Origin of the sequence: Bradyrhizobium neotropicale (assembly GCF_001641695.1) — a bacterium.
Lineage (GTDB): Bacteria > Pseudomonadota > Alphaproteobacteria > Rhizobiales > Xanthobacteraceae > Bradyrhizobium > Bradyrhizobium neotropicale.
Genome location: NZ_LSEF01000036.1, coordinates 15,554 through 30,407 on the forward strand (window position 1 = coordinate 15,554; position 14,854 = coordinate 30,407).

The following is a 14,854-nucleotide window of genomic DNA, read 5'->3' on the forward strand; positions in this document are numbered from 1 at the left end:
GGCATCAGCCTCGCGCGATGACCACGTCGTGTGCGCTGCTCCATTCGTGAGGCGGCGATACGAAAGTAGGGGGGTCTGGCCGAGCCAAGGTAGGGGGAGGGGCTGGCGGATATTGTCAGCTATATCGCGCTCAAGGCGCGCTTCACGAAAAGCGCGTCGACTTCACTCACAGGGGAGGAGAGCGTGATACGTCTGCTGCTGCTGTTGCCGTTCATCGGTCTGATGATCGTGCCGTTCTACAATATCCGGGAGCCCCATCTGTTCGGCTTCCCATTCTTCTACTGGTATCAGCTCGCCTGGGTGCCGCTGACCTCGCTGCTCACCTACATCGTCTACAGGAGCGTGCGCCGTGCTGACTAATGTCGATAGCGCGGCGTTCGCCGTATTCCTCGTCCTGTTCATCCTCGTCACCGGCATGGGCTTCGTCGCCTCGCGCTGGCGCAAGCCGGAGACGCTCGCCCATCTCGACGAATGGGGCCTTGGTGGCCGCAAGTTCGGGACCTGGATCACCTGGTTCCTGGTCGGCGGCGACTTCTACACCGCCTACACCGTGATCGCCGTCCCTGCGCTCGTCTATGCGGTCGGCGCCTACGGATTCTTCGCGCTTCCCTACACCATCATCGTCTATCCCTTCGTGTTCGCGGTGATGCCGGTGTTGTGGAAGGTCGCCAAGGAGCGCGGCTACGTCACCGCGGGCGACGTGGTGCGCGGCGCTTACGGTTCGCGCGGGCTCGAGCTTGCCGTTGCTGCCACTGGCGTGCTTGCGACGATGCCCTACATCGCGCTTCAGCTCATCGGCATGGAGGTGGCGATCAAGGCGCTCGGCCTGAACGGTGAGGTGCCGCTCGTCCTCGCGTTCCTGGTGCTGGCGCTCTACACCTATTCGTCGGGCCTGCGCGCACCAGCGCTGATCGCCTTCGTCAAGGATATCATGATCTACATCGTGGTCATCGCCGCGATCGCGATCGTGCCAACCAAGCTCGGCGGCTATGGCGCGATCTTCACCGCGGCGGATACGGCGTTCGCAGCGAAAGGCTCGGGCGGCATCCTGCTGTCGCCGGCGCAGATCGTGCCCTACGCGTCGCTGGCGCTCGGCTCGGCGCTCGCCGCCTTCATGTATCCGCACACGCTGACCGGCATCTTCGCGTCCTCGGGCGGCAACACCATTCGCAAGAATGCGATGCTGCTTCCGGCCTATACGCTCCTGCTCGGCCTGCTTGCGCTGCTGGGCTACATGGGCCATGCGGCGGGCCTCAAGCTCGCGAGCAACAACGACGTCGTGCCGGAGCTGTTCAAGACGCTATTCCCGAGCTGGTTCGCAGGTTTTGCGTTCGCGGCGATTGCAATCGGAGCGCTGGTGCCGGCCGCCGTCATGAGCATCGGTGCGGCCAACCTGTTCACCCGCAACTTCTGGAAGGTGTGGGTCGATCCGAAGGTGACGCCGGCGGGTGAGGCGAAAGTCGCCAAGATCACCTCCATGCTGGTGAAGGTCGGCGCGCTGCTCGCGATCCTCTTGATGCCGACGCAGTTCGCGCTCGACCTGCAGCTGCTCGGGGGCCTCTGGATCCTGCAGACGCTGCCGGCGCTGGTGTTCGGCCTGTACCTGAACTGGTTCTCGAGCCCGGCGCTGCTGGCCGGCTGGGCCGTCGGTCTTGCTGGCGGATCATGGCTCGCCTGGTCGGACGGGCTGAAGCCGCTGCACGGCATCGACTTCGGCGCCGGCACGGTTGCGGTCTACACCGGGGTGCTGGCGCTCGCGCTGAACATCGTCGTCGCCGTCGTGGTCAACCTCGTGCTCAAGGGCCTGCCGCAAGCGCGGCTGTCGCGCGAGGCGGCCTGAGGTCAAACTCCAACCGGCGGCCGGACACCCGGCCGCCGGTCTGATTTATCCGATGGCTGAAAAGTGCCTTCCACGCGATTGAAAACGCTCTAGTATCCGCCCGCGTTCCGCACCCCGCCCGTGGGTGGGCGGATCGGTCTCGAGTGAGGATGTCTTGCAGGCGTGGTTCGTTCTCGCGGTCGCAGCCGGCTATGTGACCACGCTGTTCCTGATTGCCTGGTGGGGCGATCGGCGGAGCGTGGGCGGGCCGCTGGTTTCGCCAAAATCCTGGGCGGCCGCGATCAGCTATTGCCTGACGCTTGCGGTCTACAACACCTCGTGGAGCTTCTACGGATCTGTCGGTCGCGCCGCCACCAGCGGCCTGGACTTCGCCACGATCTATATCGGCCCGACGCTGGTGCTGTTGTTCGGCCAGACCTTGCTGTCCAAGGTGATCGCGATTGCGAAGGCGCAGAACGTCACCTCGATCGCGGACTTCATCGCCGCGCGCTACGGCAAAAGCCAGGTGCTTGCGGCCTTCGTGACGCTCGCTTCGCTGCTCGGCGTGCTTCCCTATATCGCGCTTCAGCTCAAGGCTGTCGGCAAGAGCTTTGACTATCTGATCCTGCAGCCGGAGCGGGCCGGCGGCGAGGCGCTGCAGTTCTGGCAGGACTCCGCCTTCGGTGTCGCCGCATCGATGGCGCTGTTCGCGATCGTGTTCGGTGTCCGGCACGTCCACGCCAGCGAGCATCATCGCGGCTTGATGCTGGCGATCGCCTTCGAGAGCGTGGTCAAGCTGGTCGCCTTCCTGATCGTCGCGCTGTTCGTGCTGTTCGGCCTGTCCGGCGGGCCGGTCGCTCTGCTGTCGCAGTTTCAATCGGATCCGCAACTGGGGAGCATCCTGACCTTCGATCCCACGCAGCCGGTCTGGCCTTCGACGATCATCATCTCGGCAATCGCCTTCCTGTGCCTGCCGCAGGCATTTCACGTCGCGGTCGTCGAGAACGAGGCGCCGAGCCACACGCGCACCGCGGCGTGGCTCTACCCAACATATCTGGCGCTGTTCAGCCTGCTGATCCTGCCGATCGCCGCGGCCGGGCTCAACCGCTTCGGCGCGATGATGGACCCCGACACCTACGTCATCTCGCTGCCGATCGCGGCGAATGCAAGCACCATCAGCCTGATCGCCTTCCTGGGCGGACTGTCTGCCGCCACCGGCATGGTGATCATGACCTCCGTCGCGCTGAGCACCATGCTCTGCAACGACGTCATCATGCCGCTGCTGCTGCGCTCGAGATTCTTCGGCCTGCGCGCGCAGAGCCGGCCGATGACTTCGGTGCTGGTCGCCGTGCGCCGGTTCTCGATCCTCGGCATCCTGCTGCTCGCTTATCTCATGCACCGCCTGGTCAACCAGGCGTACCCGCTCACCGTGATCGGACTCCTGTCGTTCGTCGCGGTCGCGCAATTCGGGCCGGCGTTCGTCGGAGGCCTGTTCTGGCAGCGTGCCAACAAGACCGGCGCGGCGATCGGGATCGCGGTCGGACTTTGCATCTGGGCCTATACGCTGCTGCTCCCCTCGGCTGCGCCGCTCTGGCCCGCGATCGAGGAGATCGTCCGCCAAGGCCCATGGCAGTTCGCTTCCCTCAGGCCCAACGCGCTATTCGGCCTCGAAGGGGTTGACCCGATCTCGCATGCCGCGCTCTGGAGTCTCGGCGCCAACCTCGTCTGCTTCCTGATGTTCTCGGCGCTCGGGCGGCAATCGACCGTCGAGCGCAACCAGGCGGCGGCGTTCGCCGATGGCGTCGTCCGCGAGTCGATCCCAAAGCTGTCCTCTCGCGTGGTGGTCCGCCTCGACGATCTCCGCGCGCTTGCGCTGCGCTTTGTCGGTGCTGAGCGCGGCGCGGCCGCCTTCGACAGCTATATCGCTGCTCGCTCGTCGGGCGCCGGGCCACGCCTCGATTCATCGGGTTTCGTCGATCTCGACTCGATCCGATTCACCGAGAACCTTCTTGCCGGGGCGATCGGCGCGGCATCGGCGCGCGTGGTGATCGCGGCCTCCCTGGAAGGGCACTCGCTGTCGCGGCGGGCGGCGATGGCGATGCTCGACGAGGCTTCGGAGGCGCTGCGCTTCAACCGCAGCCTCCTGCAGAGCACGCTCGAGAGCGTGCCGCAGGGCATCTGCGCGTTCGACGCCGACTTCAACATCACGGCTTGGAACGGCCGTTTCATCGCGCTGCTCGACCTGCCGCCGGATTTCGTGCGCGTCGGCCTTTCGCTCGCGGACCTCATCGCCTTCAACGTCGAGCGCGGCGAATATGCCGCGTCCGAATTCGCCGCGCTCCTCGTCAATCGCGACGTCGCCACGCAGAGCTGGCCCTATTTGTACGAGCGCAAGCGGCCGGACGGCACGGTGCTCGAGATCGTCTACGATCGCGTCGCCGAGGGCGGCTATGTCTCGACCTACACCGACGTGACCGAGCGTCACCGCGCCGCGGAAGCGTTGCGGCGCGCCAACGAGGATCTCGAGCTGCGCGTCCGTGAGCGGACCGAGGCGCTCGAGCAGGCGAAGGCGGAGGCCGAGCAGGCCAATCTCGGCAAGACCCGTTTCCTGGCGGCCGCCAGCCACGATCTGCTGCAACCGCTCAACGCGGCGCGCCTGTTCCTGTCCGCGCTCGACGAGAGTCTGAATGCCTCGCAAGCCGGTACAGCCGAGAAGGAGCGCACCCTCGCGGGCAGCGCCATCACCGCGCTGCGTTCGACCGAGCACGTGCTGGACAGGCTGCTCGACATCTCCTCCTACGATGCCGGCGCCGTTCGGGCCGAGCCGTTCGACTTTCCGATCGCGGATATGCTCGTGCAGTTGAACGTGGAATTCTCGGCGATGGCGCGTGAACGCGGGCTCGTCCTTCGCGTCGTCGATTGCCACCTTGCGGTGAACAGCGATCCGCATTTCCTGCGACGGATATTGCAGAACCTGCTGTCGAATGCACTTCGCTATACGCCCAAGGGGCGCATCCTGCTCGGCTGCCGGCGGCGCGGCGGCGATCTGCGCATCGAGGTCTGGGATACTGGCGTCGGCATCGCCGCGGAGGACCAGAAGCGGATCTTTGAGGAGTTTCAGCGCCTCGTGCCCGGATCGGAGAAGGGGCTGGGCCTTGGGCTCGCGATCGTCGATCGCGTCTCGCGGCTTCTGGGCCATCCCGTCGATGTCCGTTCGCGCCCGGGACATGGCTCGTGCTTTGCCGTCACGGTGCCAATCGCGCGGGGGCCGGGCGTTCCGCTTCAGCGCAAGGCGGCGACTGTAGCGCCGGCGGTGGCGGAGCAGCCACTGACGATCCTGTGTCTCGACAATGAAGCGACGATCCTCGATGGCCTGACGGCGCTGCTTGGCGGCTGGGGGCATCGCGTGCTGGTCGCAACGGACGCCGCCAAGGCGATGGCTGCCGCCGCGGCGAGCCCGCCAGATGTCGTGCTGCTCGATTATCATCTCGACGGGGAGCGTAGCGGCTTGGACTTTCTCGACGATCTGCGGCAGAAGTCGGGGCGCGGCATCTGCGCGCTCGTCGTCACCGGAGATCGCAGCGAGGCGGTGCGCAAGGAGGCGAGGGCGCGCGGCTGCGAGGTCCTGTCGAAGCCGGTCAAGCCGGCAGCGCTGCGGCGCTTCCTCGGCGGCGAAGCCTTGAGCCGGCAGTTCGGGACGAAACAGGGAGCCTCTTCGGCGTAACCATGCGCATCCTCATCGGCGACGATCATCCGCTGGTACAGGCTGCGCTCCGCAGCGCGCTGTCGACCGTGCTGCCCGATCTCGACATCGTCGCCTGCCAATCGCTCGACGAGGCGATAGGCGTGCTGTCGGCCCAGTCCGACGAGATCGACCTGATCCTGTGGGACCTGACCATGCCGGGCGTTCAGGGATTCGCCGCGCTGTTCATCCTGTCGGCGCAGTTCCCGACGGTGCCGGTCGCGATCATCTCGGCGCGGCAGGATGCCGCCACGATCCGCCGGGCGATTGCCTATGGCGCATCCGGCTACATCCCGAAATCGCTCAGCCTGCCCGAGATGGCGGAGGCGATCACGAAGATCCTGGCCGGCGAGATCTGGATGCCGCTCAATGTCGGCGGCCGCGGCTCGATCCAGAGCTCCGATGTCGAGCTTGCCGCGCGAATGGCCTCGCTGTCGGCGCAGCAGCTGCGCATTCTCGCGATGATCGTCGAAGGCAAGCTCAACAAGCAGATCGCGGGCGAGCTCGATATCGCCGAGCAGACCGTGAAGGGCCATGTCTCGACCATCCTGCGCAAGCTAGGTGTTGGCTCGCGCACCCAGGCCGCCGTCCTGGCCGAGCGGTTGTCATTCGGCCAGCCTGGCGGGACGTAAGTCTTCACCTCAAAACAAAACGGAGGCCGCGAGGCCTCCGTTTTCATTGTGTTGTTCGCGAGCCTTGCCGCTTAGCCCAGCCGTCCCGCCGCGTGTGCGAGCAGGGTGTAGACCAGACCCGTTTCCGAGGTCAGGTGGCTGCGCAGCTCCTGCGGGCCACGGCCGTCGCGGGCGACTTCGTCGAGCAGGCGTTCGAACTCCGCGATGTAGCGGTCGACCGTGCCCTTGAAGTTGCGGTCGGCGCGGTACTTGCGGGCGACCTCGTCGAAGGCCTTCTGGCCTGCGGGCGTGTAGAGGCGCTTGGTGAAGGCCTTGTTCTCGCCGCGCTGGTAGCGGTCCCACATCTCGGAGGCGAGATTGCGGTCCATCAGCCGGCCGATGTCCAGCGACAGCGACTCCAGCGGATTGCCACCATTCTGCGGGGCCTGCGGCTGCTGCGGAGTCGCAGCGCGGCCGCGCTGAGCCTCACGTCCGACGGGAGCCGGAGCAGCAGGACCGGTGTCGGCGCGGTTCAAGAGGTCCGACAGCCAGCCGTCACGGCCCTGGTCATTGCCGCCGGGCGCGACCGGGGGAGCCTCGGTGCGGCGCGAAGCGGGCACGCCGAGGTCCGGCGGCGGCAGGGTCGAGGCGCTGGCGCTCTCGCGCGTGCGCGTTTCGGTGCTGCGGCCGCCGACGGCTGCTGCCAGCAGCGGCTCTTCCTGGCGCTGGGCCGTGGCACGACCCGCTGTCGAGACGTCGAGACCGCGGCCATGCTGAGCGACGATGCGGTTGAGCTCGGCGAGCGCCTCGATCTGGTCGACGATCACCTTGCGCATCTGCGCAGTGCTCTCGGCGGCCTCCTGCGGCATCTCGAGCACGCCGCGGCGCAGCTCGTTGCGGGTGGATTCGAGCTCGTTGTGCATCTCGAACGCCATCTGCTTCATGCTGGAGACGAGATTGGAGAACTTCTCGGTCGATTGCTTGAACATCGCATCCGCCTCGTCCGTGGTCTGGCGGTAGATGTCGTGCATGGCCTCGATGGTCTGCCGGTGCTCCTCCTCGGACGCGGACCGCACCGCCTCGAACTGGCGGGTGATCGCGGCCGAACCGGCGCCGGCGGTCTCCGCCACGACGCGGGCGATGTCGCGGGCACGCTCTTCGGCGGCGGCGAGCGATTCATCGAGCAGGCCGGTGAAGCGCGACAGCCGCTGGTCGAGATCGGCCGTGCGCAGGTCGATCGTGGTGACGAGCGATTCCAGCGCCTGCTTGCGCTCGGCAAGCGAAGCGGTGGTGTTCTTGTTGCTCTGCTCGACCACAGAAGCGGCATCGACCAGCGCCTTGCCGTGGGCGTCGAACTGGGTCGACAGCTCGCCGAGATCCTGGAGCGCCCTCGTGGTCTTGGTGTTGAACACGTTGAGCTGGTCTTCCAGGTTCTGCGTCGCAGCGCCGTTGCGCGAGGTGACGTCGTTCATCGCCGAGACGAAGTCTGCGACGCGCGTCACCAGCGCCCGCTCGAGCGAGTTGAGGTTGTCGTGCGCACCGGTCAGCACCTCCTGGAGGAGGATGTTGCCTTCGCGCAGCCGCTCGAACAGGGCGACCGTGTCGGTGCGCAGGATCTTGCTGGTTTCCTGCATCTCGGTGACGGCTGCGATCGAGACCTGGCGCGACTGGTCGATCGCCGAGCGGGAGGCCTGCTCGAGGTCCTTGAGCGACTTGCTGACCGCACCGGTGGCGATTTCGCTCGCCGCGTTGATGGTGCGGGCCACTTCCGAGCCGTTGCCCATCATGGTCTGCGAGAACGACTGGCCGCGCGTCTCGATCGACTTCAGCGCGTCCGACGTGACGCGGTCGATGTCGAGCGTGAGCTGGCTGGTCTTCGAGCCGATCGCATCGACCAGCGCGCCGCGCTTGGCGTCGATCATGTTCGAGAGACGGTCGGCCTGCTGCTGCACGTAGGTGACGATCTCGTCGGTCTTGCCGGTCATGGCCTGGCCGAAGCTGCTGCTGGCGGCGAGCACCGAGCGCTCGACGTCGGCCGAGCTCGACTTGACCCGCGAGCTCGCCTCGTTGGAGGCGGAGATCAGCGCATTCTGGGCGTTGAGCGCGCTGGTCTGGATGTCGTTGGTCGCGTTCGTGGTGGCCGTGCTGAGCGCGCGCTCGATCTCGGTCGAGATCGTGCGGATCTGGCTCGCGGCGTCCGCCGACGTCGAGGTCAGCGACGTCTGCGCTTCGCGTGCGCTGTTGAGGATCGTCGAGGCGGTGTCGGCGCCGACCGCGGTCAGCGTGCGCTCGATGTCCGTGGTCAGCGACTTGATCTGGCTCGCCGCGTCGGTCGAAGCGGAGATCAGCGTGCCCTGGGCCTCGCGCACGCCGCTGGTGAGCGCCTCGATGGTGGCGCCGCCGGCGGTCGCCAGCGCGCGCTGCATCTCGGCCGCGAGCGAGCGGACCTGGCCGGTCTGCTCGGCGGAGACCGCGAGCAGGGTGCTTTGGGCGTCGCGGGCGCTGGCCGTGATCGTCTCGGCGGTCGACTGGCCGGCCTGCGAGAGCGAGCGGTGCACTTCCACCGCGAGCGACTTGACCTGGCTCGCCGCGTCCGAGGACGCGGTGACCAGGGTGGTCTGGGCCTCGCGGGCGCCGGCCGTGATGGTCTCGGCCGTCGAAGTGCCAGCCATCGAGAGCGAGCGCTGGACGTCCGAGGACAGCGCCTTGATCTGGTTGGCGGTCTCGGTCGAGGCCGCGATCAGCGTGCCCTGCGCATCGCGTGCGCCGGCGGTGATCGCCTCGGCCGTGGTGGCGCCGGCCATCGACAGCGAGCGCTGCACGTCGGCGGTGAGCGTCTTGACGTGGTTGGCGGCATCCGAGGAGGCGGTCACGAGCGTGGTCTGCACCTCGCGGGCGCCGGCGAGAATCGAGGCGGCAGTCGCCGCTCCCGCTGCCGACAGCGTGCGGTCGATGTCGGCCGACAGGGCCTTGATCTGGTTCGATGCTTCGCTCGATGCTCCGACCAGGGTCGACTGCGCCTCGCGGGCGCTGGAGAGGATCGAGTTCGCCGCACCCGTGCCGACTGCGGTCAGCGCGCGCTCGACCTCGGCCGAGGTCATCTTGAGCTGGGCGTTGACGTCGGAGGAGACCGTCATCAGCGACTGCTGGGCAGTGCGCGCACCGGTCTGGATGGTCTCGCTGGTGTTGACCACGAGGTTCGTGAGCGAGCGCTCGGCGTCCTCGACGTGCGAGCGGATCGCGGTGGAGATCATCTCGGAGCGAGACATCAGGTCGTCGCTGGCCTGGCGTCCGCTGCTCTCGATGCGGCCGGCGACGGCCTCGACACGTGAGCCGAGCAGGTCCTCGAACTGGGCCACGCGGACGTCGATGTCGTTGGCGACCGAACCGACCTTGGTCTCGATGGCGTGGTGGATCTCCTGGAAGCGCGCCGTGACGGTGTCGGTCAGGTGCAGGCTGCGGCCGTCAATGGTCTCGGTGACGCCGGCGATACGGCGGTCGACCGCTTCGATCGCCTGCGCGGTGCCGTCCGTGAGCGTCGAGGTCAGGAGGGTGAGGCGCGTATCGATCGACTGCACGGCCTGCGATGCGCCGTTGGTCAGTGTGGCCGTCAGATGGGTGAGGCGGGCGTCGATGGAATCGAGCGCCTGCGATGCGCCCCCGGTGAGCGTCGTCGTGAGGTGGGTCAGCCGCGTATCGATCGACTGGATCGTCTGCGAGGCGCCGTCGGTGAGCGACGTCGCAAGGTGGGTGAGGCGGGAGTCGATCGACTGGATCGCCTGCGTGGCGCCGTCAGTCAGCGACGTCGCCAGCGTGTCGAGGCGGCTGTCGATGGTGTCGGTGACTGCCCTCGCACGGGTATCGAACGACTGTTCGAGCAGTCCGACGCGGCCGCCGAGCTGGTCGTCGAAGGTCTTGATGTGGCCGTCGATGGTGGAGTCGAGATTTGCGATCTTGCTGTTGAGCGAGGTGTCGAGGTTGCTGACGCGTTCGCCCAGCGTGGTCTCGAACTGCACCAGGCGCTGGTCGAGCGCCGCGGTGATCTGGCCGCTGTTGGAGGTGACGCGGGTGTCGAAATTCTCGACATAGGTCTTCAGGCTCTCGGCGATGTCCTGCGTGCGCTGACCCATGCGATCGACGATCTCGCCGCCGAAGGTCTTCACGGTGCGGTCGAACTCGGAGATGTGGCGCGTGATCAGCGCGCCCAGCGTGCCGGAGTCGCGGGCGAACTTCTCGACCAGCTCCGAGCCCTGGTTCTTCACCAGCTCGTCGAACGCGCTCATCTGGAGCGACAGCGAGTCGTGTGCGGTCTCGGTCTGGCTCACGACCTTGGCGACCAGCGTGTTCACGGTGGCGTCGAGCGCCTCGCTGGCCTTGTCGCCGGAGGTCATGATCTGGCCGGCGAGCCGGTTGCCGGCGTCGTCGATCTTGGCGGACAGGTCGTTGCTGCGCAGCTCGAGCTCGAGCAGCAGCGAGTCGGACGAATTCTTCAGGGAGTCGTGCACCTGCTCGGTCCGCTCCGAGATGCCATCGACGATCGCGGCGGAGCGCTGCTCGAACTCGCCGGTGATGCGGTCGATGCGCTCGTTGAGCATCTCGTGGACGCGGTCGGCGAGGTCGACGAACTCGTCGTGGACGTGGCCGGTCTTGAAGTTGAGGCTGGTGGTCAGCCGCTCGCTGGCGTCGAGCACGGCGCGCGTGGTCTCGTTGCTGGCCTCCTCGAGGCGGTCGAGCAGGTCGCCGCCGCGCTCGCCGAGGGCGAGGATCATGTTGTCGCCGGCGTTGCTCAGTGCGCTCGTGATGTGGGCGCCGCGCTCTTCCAGAGCGCCGGTGATGCTCTTGGCGACCTCGTCGACACGCGAGGCGATCGCGTCCGAGATCAGCGCGATGTCGTGGCGCAGGTCGATCTGCACGCCCGAGATGGCGCTGCGGACCTGCTCGGCCTGGCCGACCAGGTTGTCGCGCTGATGCGCGATGTCCTGGAGCAGGGCGCGAATGCGCACTTCATTGTCGGAATAGGCGCGTTCCAGCGCCGCGACCTCGTTGGCGACCAGGGTCTCGAGCTCGCCGGCGCGCGCGATCGCGCGCTCGATGCCGTCGCCCATGGCCGCGACCTCGCGGCGGATCGCCTGGCCGACGGTGACCATGGAGTCGGAGGCGGAGCCTTCCGGCTCGGAGAAGCGCATCGCCACCTGCGCCATTGCCTGCGCGATCATGCGCATTTCCTGGCCGCGCCAGACGAGGCTCGCGAGGAAGTAGAACAGCATGATCGGCGCGAAGAACATCGCGATCAGGCCGGCGATGACCAGCACGCCGCCGCTCTGGCCCATGGCGGCCTGGATCGAGGGCAGGAAGCCGACGCTCAGCGCAGCGCAGGCCGCGAGCCAGATGCCGGCGAACACGGTCGCGAAGGTGTACACGCTGCGGGCAGGGCGGCCCTTCTGCAGCGCCTGGAGCAGCTGGCCGATGGTCTCGCGGTCGTCATTGGCCGCACGGTGCGAGGTGCGCGGCTCCTCGATCGGCTCGAACACCGCGCGCTCGTTGGCGGCCGGACGCGGCTCGAAGGCGGGATCGTCGAACACGGGAGGCGCTGGCGGTGGCACGGGAGGCACCGCGTCGCTCCGCGCTGCAGATGCAGCGCGGCTGGTATCGGCAGCCGTGTCGCTGATGTTCAGGGCTTCCTGGATCGCAGAGAGTGCCACCTCAGTGGGGTCTTTGACCTTCTTGGGAGTGTTCGCCATGTTCAGTCCGAGCCCTCGTTACTTGTACACGCCCACCGCGAGCCCCGCGCGCCACGCAAGCCCACAGACCGGATCATGCCGCTAAGGCGGATCGCCGAGCCGTCCCCACCCGAACGGCTTGTCCGCCAATTTCCGCAACATCCTATTGGCAGAGCGTCGCGAATGAAATGCCCGCGATTAAGACATTCTTAATCATCGTTAACAGGATCGGGCCGTAACGCCTTAGCATTAAATGGAATTCTCCACGGAACTCGCCCGATTGCGGCAACTTTTCGTCAATAAACGGGCAGAATTACGCAAGAGGATCCAAACACTTCGTTAACCATTTCCATGCTTGGGTTGGGCAAAGCTCGCCGCTCGATCGGGGAGCGCCGCGCGATGCCGGGGGGCCTGTCGCCATGACGCCTGAACTGCAACGGATGGATTGGATGCCTTCGCCGCCGCTTGCACCCCTCGAAAGCCCCCTTGACCTCGACCAGCTCGCACGCATGACGCTCGGCGATGCCGAGCTGGAACAGGAAGTGCTCGCGATGTTCGCCGAGCAGTCGGTCCGCCTGATCGCCGCGATGGCGGCGCTGCCGGCCGAGGCGGGCGCGCTCGCCCACAAGCTCAAGGGGTCCGCGCGCGGGATCGGCGCCTTTGCGGTGGCCGATGCCGCCGCCGGCCTCGAGGCCGCGATCCGGACCGGCGTCAACCCGTCCAGCGCCTTCGCCGCGCTGAAAGAGGCGGTGGCCGAGGTCCGCGCCGCCATCGAGGCGAACCGCAAGGCCTGAGCCGAGATCCCGCGGGGACCCGTGGCTGTGCGCACTAGCGCAGGCCGGATCGACCCGTTATAGGACAGCCCGGACCCTCCCTTATTCCAAGAAATCCCGGCAGCACGAGCACACATGGCCAAGATTCACTTCATCGACCACAAGGGTGAAACCCGCACGGTGGACATCGAGAACGGCGCGACCGTGATGGAAGCCGCCATCCGCAACAGCATTCCCGGGATCGAGGCCGAATGCGGCGGCGCCTGTGCCTGCGCGACCTGCCATGTCTATGTCGATGAAGCCTGGCGCGAGAAGGTCGGCAGCCCGACGCCGATGGAAGAGGACATGCTCGACTTCGGGTTCGACGTGCGCCCGAACTCACGTCTGTCCTGTCAGATCAAGGTGAGCGACGAGCTCGACGGGCTCGTGGTCTCGACGCCGGAGCGCCAGGCCTAATTCTGCTCGACCATCAAATGCTCGGCAGCGCGACCTCGATGCCGCGCTTGTGCCAGGGTCTGAGCTTCTCGATGATCTCGGCGGTGAGGGGCGCCGGCCGCCGCGTTGCCTCGTCGAGCATGACGCCGACTGACGTCGCCGACGCGATGCACTTTCCTTCCGAAAAAACGACCTGCTCGAAGGTCACAGAGGTCCGGCCCAGTTTCACGACGCCGAGGCCGAGCTCGATGGTGTTGGGCCAGTGTAGCTCGGCGCGGAAATGGATGTCGAGCCGCACCATGATCCAGGCGAGGCCCGGCGGCGTCAGCCCGTATTGCGGGCTCTTCATCAGCGTGACGCGGCCGGTCTCGAAATAGGTGGCATAGACCGCGTTGTTGACGTGCTGGTTGGGATCGAGATCGCCGAAGCGCACGTTGTCGCTGAGCCGGTAGGGGAAGTCCTCCAGTCGCGGCGTCGTGTCGAGGCGGGTTGGCGCGTTCACCGATTGATCTCCGTCATATCGTTAGCTCTTACAGCCCAGTTATCCTGCCCCGGCAAGTAGGCTGCGTGCGGGGCGCTCCCGCTTTTATGCCTTCCCTGATCCATCCCCGTTGGCTAGACAGGAAAGGTTCCTCTGCCCGCCGGGCGCCGTCCAACCGATAACCACTGGCAAAGAGACGATATGAGCGACACGATCAAAACCGATGTGCTGATTATTGGCGCCGGCCCCTGCGGTCTATTCGCCGCCTTCGAGCTTGGGCTTCTCGACATGAAGGCGCATTTCGTCGACATCCTTGACAAGGTCGGCGGCCAGTGCGCCGAGCTCTATCCGGAAAAGCCGATCTACGACATTCCCGGCATTCCGCAGGTCTCCGGCCAGGGCCTCACCGACGCGCTGATGGAACAGATCAAGCCGTTCCACCCGACCTTCCATCTCGGCGAGATGGTGGAGACGGTGGAAAAAATCGGCGATCCCTTGTTTCGCTGCACCACCGACACCGGCAAGGTGTTCGAGTGCAAGGTGGTGGTGATCAGCGCCGGCGGTGGCTCGTTCCAGCCCAAGCGCCCGCCGGTGCCGGGCATCGAGGCTTATGAAGGCAGCTCGGTGCACTATGCCGTGCGTAAGATGGAGGCGTTCCGCGACAAGAACGTGCTGATCGTCGGTGGCGGCGATTCCGCGCTGGACTGGACGCTCAATCTGCATCCGGTCGCCAAGCGCGTGACGCTGCTGCACCGTCGCGACGAATTCCGCGCCGCGCCCCACAGCGTCGAGCAGATGCGTGCGCTGGTCGCGTCCGGCAAGATGGATCTGAAACTCGGCCAGGTCACCGCGCTGTCCGGCGCCGACGGCAAGCTCACCGGCGCCACAATCAAGGGCAACGACAACAGCGTGACCGAAATTTCCTGCGACACCATGCTGCCGTTCTTCGGCCTCACCATGAAGCTCGGCCCGGTGGCCAACTGGGGTATTGCGCTGGAGAACAATCTGGTGCCGGTCGAGACGAGCGCGTTCGAGACCAACGTGCCCGGCATCTTCGCGATCGGCGACATCAACACCTATCCGGGGAAGATCAAGCTGATCCTCTGCGGTTTCCACGAGGGCGCGCTGATGGCGCAAAAAGCCCACCGTTACGTCTATCCGGACAAACGGCTCGTGTTCCAGTACACGACCTCGTCCTCCAGCCTGCAAAAGAAGCTCGGAGTCAACTGAGCTGCCGGGGCGGGGAGGCGATACCCCATGTTTCTGGTGCTGG

General features: G+C 66.5%; 9 protein-coding genes. 7 read left to right on the forward strand and 2 right to left on the reverse strand.

Annotation, left to right across the window (positions count from 1 at the left end):
• Positions 1-183 precede the first annotated feature (183 nt).
• From AXW67_RS40380 to AXW67_RS10290, 4 genes are all read left to right on the forward strand, one after another.
• Complete coding sequence (locus AXW67_RS40380; RefSeq protein ID WP_027552712.1) at positions 184-360, forward strand: DUF3311 domain-containing protein; 177 nt, start codon at positions 184-186, stop codon at positions 358-360.
• Positions 350-1,840, forward strand: coding sequence for a monocarboxylate uptake permease MctP (gene mctP, locus AXW67_RS10280; RefSeq protein WP_063677800.1), 1,491 nt, complete (start codon positions 350-352; stop codon positions 1,838-1,840). Before AXW67_RS40380 ends, mctP begins: the two co-directional genes overlap by 11 nt.
• A 154-nt stretch (positions 1,841-1,994) precedes the next feature.
• Positions 1,995-5,543 carry a hybrid sensor histidine kinase/response regulator gene (locus AXW67_RS10285; protein ID WP_063677801.1) on the forward strand — a complete coding sequence of 1,183 codons (3,549 nt, stop codon included), beginning with the start codon at positions 1,995-1,997 and terminating at the stop codon, positions 5,541-5,543.
• Positions 5,544-5,545: 2 nt separating this feature from the next.
• Positions 5,546-6,193, forward strand: coding sequence for a response regulator (locus AXW67_RS10290; RefSeq protein ID WP_063677802.1), 648 nt, complete (start codon positions 5,546-5,548; stop codon positions 6,191-6,193).
• 71 nt (positions 6,194-6,264) lie between these two features.
• Here AXW67_RS10290 and AXW67_RS10295 read toward each other — a convergent pair whose 3' ends face one another.
• Complete coding sequence (locus AXW67_RS10295; RefSeq protein WP_063677803.1) at positions 6,265-11,913, reverse strand: apolipoprotein A-IV repeat region-like domain-containing protein; 5,649 nt, start codon at positions 11,911-11,913, stop codon at positions 6,265-6,267.
• A gap of 398 nt (positions 11,914-12,311) precedes the next feature.
• On the opposite strand from AXW67_RS10295, the gene AXW67_RS10300 reads away from it, so the two are divergent.
• Entirely contained in the window at positions 12,312-12,686 is a 375-nt protein-coding gene (locus tag AXW67_RS10300) for an Hpt domain-containing protein (RefSeq protein WP_145927521.1), read from the forward strand.
• 114 nt (positions 12,687-12,800) lie between these two features.
• Positions 12,801-13,121 (forward strand): 2Fe-2S iron-sulfur cluster-binding protein, encoded by a 321-nt coding sequence (locus tag AXW67_RS10305; RefSeq protein ID WP_027552706.1) that lies wholly within the window; start codon positions 12,801-12,803, stop codon positions 13,119-13,121.
• Positions 13,122-13,134: 13 nt separating this feature from the next.
• Here AXW67_RS10305 and AXW67_RS10310 read toward each other — a convergent pair whose 3' ends face one another.
• Positions 13,135-13,602: an acyl-CoA thioesterase gene (locus tag AXW67_RS10310; RefSeq protein ID WP_063677804.1), complete on the reverse strand. Its 468-nt coding sequence runs from the start codon at positions 13,600-13,602 to the stop codon at positions 13,135-13,137.
• A 180-nt stretch (positions 13,603-13,782) separates the two neighbouring features.
• Between AXW67_RS10310 and AXW67_RS10315 the strand changes: the two genes are divergently transcribed.
• Positions 13,783-14,811 (forward strand): NAD(P)/FAD-dependent oxidoreductase, encoded by a 1,029-nt coding sequence (locus AXW67_RS10315; protein WP_063677805.1) that lies wholly within the window; start codon positions 13,783-13,785, stop codon positions 14,809-14,811.
• The last annotated feature ends 43 nt before the right edge of the window (positions 14,812-14,854 follow it).

What these genes read in the sequence shown, in the direction of transcription:
- AXW67_RS10290 (WP_063677802.1), top strand. Translation starts at nt 5,546, where the DNA reads ATGCGCATCCTCATCGGCGACGATCATCCGCTGGTACAGGCTGCGCTC.
- AXW67_RS10295 (WP_063677803.1), bottom strand. Translation starts at nt 11,913, where the DNA reads ATGGCGAACACTCCCAAGAAGGTCAAAGACCCCACTGAGGTGGCACTC.
- AXW67_RS10300 (WP_145927521.1), top strand. Translation starts at nt 12,312, where the DNA reads ATGACGCCTGAACTGCAACGGATGGATTGGATGCCTTCGCCGCCGCTT.
- AXW67_RS10305 (WP_027552706.1), top strand. Translation starts at nt 12,801, where the DNA reads ATGGCCAAGATTCACTTCATCGACCACAAGGGTGAAACCCGCACGGTG.
- AXW67_RS10315 (WP_063677805.1), top strand. Translation starts at nt 13,783, where the DNA reads ATGAGCGACACGATCAAAACCGATGTGCTGATTATTGGCGCCGGCCCC.